Annotated in this window: 7 protein-coding genes and 1 pseudogene; 4 read left to right on the plus strand and 4 right to left on the minus strand. The window is 61.8% G+C overall.

Annotated elements, in window-relative coordinates; all coding sequences use genetic code 11:
* A partial coding sequence (locus tag BM066_RS25510; protein WP_304441223.1) for an HWE histidine kinase domain-containing protein occupies positions 1-755 on the plus strand: 755 nt, incomplete at its 5' end.
* 252 nt (positions 756-1,007) lie between these two features.
* On the opposite strand, the gene BM066_RS25515 is transcribed toward BM066_RS25510, so the two are convergent.
* From BM066_RS25515 to BM066_RS25525, 3 genes are read right to left on the minus strand one after another with little or no spacing between them, the layout of a single operon-like run.
* Complete coding sequence (locus tag BM066_RS25515; RefSeq protein WP_029669079.1) at positions 1,008-1,904, minus strand: plasmid partitioning protein RepB C-terminal domain-containing protein; 897 nt, start codon at positions 1,902-1,904, stop codon at positions 1,008-1,010.
* A 2-nt stretch (positions 1,905-1,906) separates the two neighbouring features.
* Positions 1,907-2,761: a plasmid partitioning protein RepB C-terminal domain-containing protein gene (locus BM066_RS25520; protein ID WP_255367725.1), complete on the minus strand. Its 855-nt coding sequence runs from the start codon at positions 2,759-2,761 to the stop codon at positions 1,907-1,909.
* A gap of 23 nt (positions 2,762-2,784) precedes the next feature.
* Positions 2,785-4,350: a recombinase family protein gene (locus BM066_RS25525; protein WP_029669076.1), complete on the minus strand. Its 1,566-nt coding sequence runs from the start codon at positions 4,348-4,350 to the stop codon at positions 2,785-2,787.
* A gap of 72 nt (positions 4,351-4,422) precedes the next feature.
* Here BM066_RS25525 and BM066_RS25530 point away from each other — a divergent pair, with 72 nt between their 5' ends.
* Complete coding sequence (locus tag BM066_RS25530) at positions 4,423-4,806, plus strand: hypothetical protein (RefSeq protein ID WP_029669075.1); 384 nt, start codon at positions 4,423-4,425, stop codon at positions 4,804-4,806.
* A gap of 26 nt (positions 4,807-4,832) precedes the next feature.
* Here BM066_RS25530 and BM066_RS27225 read toward each other — a convergent pair whose 3' ends face one another.
* Positions 4,833-5,384, minus strand: a complete 552-nt coding sequence (locus tag BM066_RS27225) for an MbcA/ParS/Xre antitoxin family protein (RefSeq protein WP_255367726.1) — start codon at positions 5,382-5,384, stop codon at positions 4,833-4,835.
* Between the two features lie 109 nt (positions 5,385-5,493).
* Between BM066_RS27225 and BM066_RS26250 the strand changes: the two genes are divergently transcribed.
* Both BM066_RS26250 and BM066_RS25540 read left to right on the plus strand, forming a co-directional pair.
* Positions 5,494-5,697, plus strand: coding sequence for a hypothetical protein (locus BM066_RS26250; protein ID WP_029669073.1), 204 nt, complete (start codon positions 5,494-5,496; stop codon positions 5,695-5,697).
* A gap of 1,603 nt (positions 5,698-7,300) precedes the next feature.
* Positions 7,301-7,561: pseudogene (locus BM066_RS25540) on the plus strand (transposase); the annotation flags it as partial.
* Positions 7,562-7,576 lie beyond the last annotated feature (15 nt).

Consider the following 7,576-nt stretch of genomic DNA (forward strand, 5'->3'; position numbering starts at 1 on the left):
AGGATCTCGAGGTCGAGTACCGCACGCTCAGATCGGACGGCCAGATCGCCTGGATTCTGGCGCGGGGTCGAGCGGCGTTCGAGGATGGACGCGCCGTGCGGCTGGCCGGCGTCTCCCTCGACATCACCGCCCGCAAGACCGCTGAACAGCGCCAGCAACTGCTTCTCGACGAGGTGGATCACCGGGCGAAGAACACCCTGGCCAGCGTGCAATCCATCGCCCTGCAGACGTTGCGGCACGCCGAGCATCCCGCGGCCTTCAGCGCCACCTTCATCGAGCGCATTCACGCGCTGGGCCGGGCCCACGAGCTGTTGACCGAGGCGTCCTGGCAGGGCGCGGCCCTGGCCGATGTCGTCGACCGCACCCTGAAAGTGTACGCGCCGAACGAGCGGGGCGCGCGGGTCGCGTTGTCGGGCCCGGCGGTCCGATTGGGACCCAACGCCGCCGTCACCCTCAACATGGCGTTTCATGAGCTGGCGACCAACGCGGTCAAGTACGGTGCGCTGTCGACGCCGGACGGTCGCGTTGACGTCGACTGGACGGTCGACGCCGATGCGGGAACGGTTATCATCGACTGGCGGGAGTCCGGGGGACCGGAGGTGGCGATCCCGTCGCGTCGCGGCTTCGGCTCACGTTTGATCGAACAGGCCCTGGCGCGGGAAATGGGAGGCGAGGCCCGACTGAGCTTCCAACCGGAAGGCCTGTGGTGCCGTTTTCGCCTACCGTTTTCGACCAAGTTGCATCTGGTGATCTGAATAGGATGATGGTCACCTTGACGGGAGGGCGGTTGGCGCTCGTCGAGGACGTTCGACCAATGTCCGCATTCCGCGTCAAAGCCAATGTCGGCAACTGGCGCATTTCGGAAAGGAGGCGGCCTGCCCTATGGCGGCAGGCCTAGCGGGCCTTGGACGGGTTCGCCGCCATTCCCGCCACCGTCCTTGATCCGCCCCTCCGGCGGCTTCTCCGACGGTCCCGGCGCTTTCGGGTCCCGGTCCCCATCCTATGGATCATGCTGCGGCCTGGACCTGGTCCAGCGACGCCGCGGCGACGATCGATCTGAAATTCTCCAGGATTTCGGCGTGCCGAACAGCCAAGAACCGCTCGACCTCGGACTTTGAAAGTAGACGCTCCAGGAAACCGGCGGCGATCACCAGGAGCAGCATGTCGTCGCCATAGGAGGCTTCGAGCTCTTTATAGTCGTGGCTGACGGAGGCCATCTCGCGCTCCAGCCGCGCCATCTGCTCGGTGTTCAGACCCGTGGCCTTTTTCAGATCCTCGGGATGGTGAAGGTCTGCAGACTTGGTCGTCGCCAGGAGCGCCTTGGCGTAGTTGGCGCTGTAATTGTTGGCCGATACCATCAGCTCGGCGACTTCGAGTTGGCGGATCGGCTTCATTTTCCGCAGCTTTTGGAAGGTGTGCATGCCGACCGGCTTGTCCTTCAGCAGCTCGGCGACGTCGGCGCTGATGCCATTGAGCAGGTGGCGCCGCGCGCGGATCACGCCGACATCGACGTTCAATGCCCGGGCCAGCTTTTCCTCGGAGACGCCACGCTCAAGCGCGCGGACGATCATGTAGTGCTCCTGGATCGTCGCCAGTCGGTTGACCCGCTTGTTGTAGGTAAACCCCTCATCATCGGAGGCGATCAGACACCGCGCCTGGCTCGAACCTTGATCGCGCATGGCGCTGAAGCGCACGTGCCCGTCGAGGAGCAGATAGGGTCCGCCGCCCTTGGGTCGTGAGACGACCAGCGGCTCGACCAAGCCCAACTGCGCCACCGATGAGGCAATGCGACGGTATTTCGCGGACTCCTTGACCGCCGGCGGGAGCATTTTCGAAGGTAGAATGTCGTTGAGTGACAAGATCACAATCTGCTTTTCGAAGGCGATCTTGACCTCCTCAGCCATGGTCAGCCCCGATCGTAGCCGATGCGCTCAGCCAGCGCGCTGGGCACGGAGCCGACGCCCTCGGCCCTCATCAAGGCGACGAAGTGGTCATCGTCCAAAAGGCGTCTCAGCGCGTTGGTGACGAACATCAACCGGCTTTGGGTCAGCGAGGCGCGCTTGACCAGCTGGCGCTGTCGTTCGGTCTCTCGCTGGTAGGCTCGGATCAATGCCTCGGATGTCACCCGGCCTTTCGATCGATGAGGGCTCGTGCGGCGATGCAGACCTTTGCCGCTGGCGTTGCGCTGGTCGATAATCTGGCGGATCGCCAACACCTGGTTGCCCGGGATCGCCTTTTCCTCATAAGCCTTGGCGAGGGCTTGCTGCACCTCGCCCTCCTTGGCCTTGGCGATCTCCATGGCGACGGTGTGGGGGATGACACCGCGCTCGACGGCGTTGATCAGCTTTTCCTCGCCGTTCTCGAGCAGATAGCAGATCGCGTAGACGTACTCGGGGCTGAAATCGACCTTGGCGGCGATCTCCTGGTAGCTGTAGCCGCGCTCGCGCAATGCGCCGATCGAGCGAACGAGCTCCAGCGGCGTATGCTGCCGGCGCGCCAGGTTCTCCACCAGGCTCATCACGAAGCAATCGTCCTCGCTGGCTTCGATGACGATGGCTGGGATCTCAGGTTGGCCAAGGGCCATGAAGGCTTCCAGCCGCCCCTGACCACAAACCAAGTCGTAGCGCTGCTTGCCGGGGCGCTGGCTGACTGTGATCGGCTTCTTGAGGCCAAGATGGGCAATACTGGTGACCAGCTCCTGGAAGATCCGGCGATTGCGGACCCGGGGATTAATGACGGTGATGGCGTCGACCGGCACCATACGGACTTCCGGTGGGGTCTGGGTCACGCCGCACGCAACGCCGTGCGCCGCGTGAGATCGACGAAGCCGTCGAGGTCATCAAAGCGGTAGGCGTCCAGTCCGATATGATTGTCCGGGGCCAGCTTGAGGTTGGCCGCGGCGCCCACGTCGATCCAAGGCAGCAGGTAGTAGTCGCGGACCACGGCGTTGTCGGAAGCCATGCGGGCGGCGATGGTGATGTCCGGCCGCAAGCCCTGATCCAAGCGCACCTTCCATCGGAGGCCGCCGGCCGGCGTCTGGTGGCAGCGAACAATCACCAACGACGCGGTGAACTCGTCATTGATGTGCAGCAGGTCGGTGTGCTGATCGCGCTCGACGCTGGCGCCCGCGCCCCGAATGTCGGCGATGACGCCAGCGACGACATTAGGGTGAAGCGCCCGCAACGCTCGATTGGTCTCTATGTACCGATAGTCCCGCGCCGGCGAGAAGCCGACCAGCTGGTAGGCCCGTAGCAAGCTCCCGAACCGATGCCGGAACGTCGAGCTGGACGGCATGTCCTCGATCTCGTCGATCACCAGGCCTGAAAGCCAGCCGCGTTGGCTGAGCAGCGTGGAAAGTTGCTCCAGGAGTTGTTGATCGGTGAACCGCCGGCTGCGATCGAAAATGATCCGCTGCGCCGCCTCGAAGAAGTCAGGTTCGACGATCCCTTCGAAGGCGCCGTCGGCGCGTATCCACATGTCCGGATCGTTGGTGACGCGCTTAGCCTTCAGCTTGAAGGAGACGCGGTTATAGACGTTGTTGCCGACGTACTTTTCGTTGGTCAGGATCTGGTGGACGACGCCCCGCGTCCACGGCCGGCCCAGGTCGGTGAGGACGCCTTCGGCGTTGAGCTGCGCGGCGATTTCGCTCTCGGAGCGCCGCTGCACGACGAACATTCGATAGAGGCGGCGAACGACCTCGACCTCATCCGGCGGGCCAGGCCGCAGGATGACGCGATCGGTCTGCAGGCTCTTGTGTTCGCCACGGGAGAGTTCGGCCTTGGGGGCGCGGTGTTCGTCGACCAACTGGCGCCGGAGCCCATAGCCTGCGGGCCCGCCCTGGCGAAACCCCAGAGTGATCAGGCGGCATTGACCGCTGAACACCTTGACCGACAGCTCGCGGCTATACTCACCAGCCATTGCCCGCTTCATGCTCTTTATGATCGTGGAGCTGAGGCTGCCGTCGTTCTCAAACTGCTCGGCGCAGTAGTGGACAGAGATACCGGCTTCGCGACAGACGTACTCATAGAAGCCGCTCTCGTCGGCGTCCTGGAAGCGCCCCCACCGACTGACGTCGTAGACCAGGATCGCCTCGAAGTCGGCGAGGCCTGCACGAACATCGGCGATCAGCTTTTGAAGCGCCTGGCGGCCATCGAGGCGTAGGCCGCTTTTCCCTTCGTCGGCATAGGTGCGGACAATCTCAAAGCCACGCCGGCCAGCATACTGGGCGATCGCGTCTTCCTGGTTGGTCGTGCTGTAGCGCTGGTGCTCGGTCGACATGCGCACGTACTGCGCCGCGCGGATGATTTTGCGGTCAGATCCGACATCTGTTGCGGGAGAAGCCACGATCATCGTCAACGCCGATTGCTGTCGGACAGGGGCCAGTAAGTCTCATGGCGTCGAGGTTAGACGAGGGATTTAGGAATGTCTTTTCCCAAGAACGACCGAAATTTTCGGTCAGAATCCGGAAAAACTTTTCACGTCGAAAGCGGCCTGGACGGCCCGCGGTTCAGCGACGCGATCGCCGCGGCCATGCTGATCGAATGGGGCCAAACCCCTTCGGCGCTTAAGGAAATCGGCCGCATCACCCGCACCAACGAGCGGACCGTGCGCAACTGGGTCGATGGCCGCAACGGCCCTAGCGGCGAGAACCTCGTGGCCCTGATGCGCTGCTCCGACGAAGTGCTGACCACGGTGCTGGCGCTTTGCGGGCGGCACGATCTCGTGCCAGCCTCAAGCATTCTGAGCCTGCGGCCGGCCCTGGTCCGCGCCGTCAACGCCATCGACCGGTGTCAGGGGCGTGGCTGATCAACGTGCCGCGCCCGAGATGGGGCTCACCCATAAGCCCCGCTTTGGATCCGGGCCAGGGTGTCGGACACGAGAGCCTGCCCCTCCATGGTGTCCATGTAATCCAAAGGCGTCGCTCCGCCGAGGGCCGGCACGGGTTCTCTGAGCCAACGGGACGTCCACGCCCGCGCGTCGAACCCTTCGACCTCCTCCATGCCTTGGGCCATGGACTCCATCTGGCCCACTAGCCTCATCAAGCCAAGGATCCGCTCAGCCTCGTCCGATCGAAGGAACGCATCGGTCTTGGACTTACGACTGATCGTGGAGGTGGGAATATGCAGGGCCTGACAGGTCAGCGCTACCGGCATATCTAAGTCATCCACTATTCGCTTCGCGAAAGAGGCCTTAATTCCAGCCCTAATGATCCCGATCCGATCTTGGGCCGATGCGTGGTAAGTTGCGAGATAGTTCAAATCGGTCAGGTCGAAATTGTCGATACTGGTGACGTTGCGTGCATAAAAGCCGTCTTCGACGGGCGCCCTAGTCCTCACACCTTGCGCGCTTGGGCCCTTGGACGTGGATTTTCTGGTGGACGTCATGACGGCTCCTTCGAGCTATAATATAGCGCTTTCGGGTCTCAGATGCTCAACCCGCTCTCCCGTTTCAAACCGGGCCCGAACGCGTTATCCTTGGGTGTAAGGATCGCCTATGCCCAAACGCCACGCCCGTCTGGTGAAGCTGGAATCGTCTGGTCGGGCGCACGAGCGTGCGGTTTTGGCCGAGGATCGAGAAATCGCTGCTATTCTGGACCAGGCCGATCGCGACTGTGATGCGGGCCTTGGCCTCGCGGACGATGCGGCCCGATCGTTCCTAGAGAAAATGCTGGTGCGGGCTCGTTCGGCTGTCGGCTAGACTGATTGAGAGCCGAGTTGATTGGACTTGGCTAGGGGTAACCACGGCGCTTTCCAAGCATACGGCCAGACTAGTCGCCTGCAGTACTTCCTGCACGTTCAATCTATGCCTCGCCGATCACTAATGCCAAGTATAGGCTCGTCGACGCGGCGCCCGCGTCGTGGTGATGATGCGTGGGCGATCGGAGTCGGTCACGGCTCATTTCCCGCGAAAGGCCAGTCTTAAGTTGTCGACACCCCCTTTAGGGCCAGCGTTAACTTGGAATCCCTAAGTTGGCGATTTGCGCCATTTTCACAAAATCAATAACTTAGCCGGTCGGCGTTAAATGGGCCCGACAGTTTTTGTCGAAACCAGTTAGAACTGGCGCAATCCCAGCTAAGAGTGGCGCAGATGCTCGACGCTCAGCGAGCTACCCCGCCTATCCGCATGTTGTGTTGACTCCGAAAACCGCTGGCGCAAGCTCCTCGAGCTGAGACTGTCGAGCACGCCCATGATCGCAACTCTCATACCGCTGGGGCTCTCTGTCGGGCTTACCGTTTTTGCTTGCTGGGCGATGACCCGTGGTGGGCCAGCGGCAAGCAAACCTAGAAGCGCGGACTCATCTGACGACATCGTCGATCAGAGCGCGTTGGCTTCTATCGCCCTTACGGTGGCCAGCTCGGAAACTTCTTGTTCTCCGAGCGTCGCTTCTCCAAGCGACTGCTCCACGCATTAAGACCCCAAACAAGCGCCAGAATGTCAGGGCGTTTGCGCTCCGTGCGCGATGCCGCGGGGGTTGCTGCGCGGCCGACCTCTAAGGGCTTGGTGAGTAAAAAATAGACTTATCTTTGAAGCGCTTAAGTATTCGCTTGATACCTCATGGGGTATCAAGCGTGTCGCAGAGACCTATCGGTCTCGTTCTGGGCGTTGCCAAGAAATAAATCTTGGGACTCCACTATAGCAACTTGCGAAAATGGCTTCAGCAGAAGCAGCCGAATCCCTCGCCGTTGATAGCGAGTCGGAGTGTAAGGCGCCGCTTCTCCGAGAAGGAGTGAGCCGATGCGACCGCCATAAAAGTAATAAAAAATCTGAGACTTAGCTCAGAACGAAAACAAGCCCGAGACCGTATGGTCTGGGCTCGGTTTCGGGATTGAAGCTCAATCCTCTCGTTTGCGGCGATTGGACTGATCTTCTTCCCACCGAGCCGACAAGTCAACTGCGCGCCCTGCGACGCAGAACCCTGGCGCTTGGGCTGATTTCACCCGCATCGAAATGAAGGAGATCACGATGGATCATTTCCATCGACGCTACCGCTCGGCCTCGCCGCAGCGACGAACCACGCTTGACGACTCTTTGTTCAAGGCCGTCTGCGAATGCCAAAAGCCACTGTGCTGGAAATGCCTGTCGGCCTCGGCGACCCTCGTGCTTACCGAATCCGGAGCGCCCATCCGCACAGTCGTCACCGGTCGGCGGCATCAGATCACGGGCGTGTACGCCAGTCGGAAGGCCGGCCGAGCACTGCCTTAGGTTCACAGACAGTATGCCAACAATCGCGGCTCGTGACGTGACCCCCTGAAACTCCTCCAGAAATAACTAGAGTCCGCCCCAGGAAAGGGACGGACGAATGAAGCGATCACGGTTCACGGAAGAACAGATCATCGGGATCCTGCGCGAGCAGGAGGCGGGCGTGGCGGTGGCGGACCTGTGCCGCAAGCACGGGCTGAGCTCGCCGACCTTCTACAAGTGGAAGGCCAAGTACGGCGGGCTGGACGTGTCGGAGGCGCGGCGGCTGAAGGCCCTGGAAGACGAGAACGCCAAGCTCAAGCGGATGCTGGCCGACGCGATGCTCGACAATGTCGCGTTGAAGGATCTGCTGGGAAAAAAGTGGTGACGCCCGCGG

The organism is Caulobacter sp. UNC279MFTsu5.1 (assembly GCF_900114015.1).
Classification (GTDB): Bacteria; Pseudomonadota; Alphaproteobacteria; order Caulobacterales; family Caulobacteraceae; genus Caulobacter.

Bases quoted from the DNA above. Each gene is read 5' to 3' on its own strand.
- BM066_RS25515 (WP_029669079.1), bottom strand. From the start codon at position 1,904: ATGGCTGAGGAGGTCAAGATCGCCTTCGAAAAGCAGATTGTGATCTTG.
- BM066_RS25520 (WP_255367725.1), bottom strand. From the start codon at position 2,761: ATGGTGCCGGTCGACGCCATCACCGTCATTAATCCCCGGGTCCGCAAT.
- BM066_RS25525 (WP_029669076.1), bottom strand. From the start codon at position 4,350: ATGATCGTGGCTTCTCCCGCAACAGATGTCGGATCTGACCGCAAAATC.
- BM066_RS25530 (WP_029669075.1), top strand. From the start codon at position 4,423: ATGTCTTTTCCCAAGAACGACCGAAATTTTCGGTCAGAATCCGGAAAA.
- BM066_RS27225 (WP_255367726.1), bottom strand. From the start codon at position 5,384: ATGACGTCCACCAGAAAATCCACGTCCAAGGGCCCAAGCGCGCAAGGT.
- BM066_RS26250 (WP_029669073.1), top strand. From the start codon at position 5,494: ATGCCCAAACGCCACGCCCGTCTGGTGAAGCTGGAATCGTCTGGTCGG.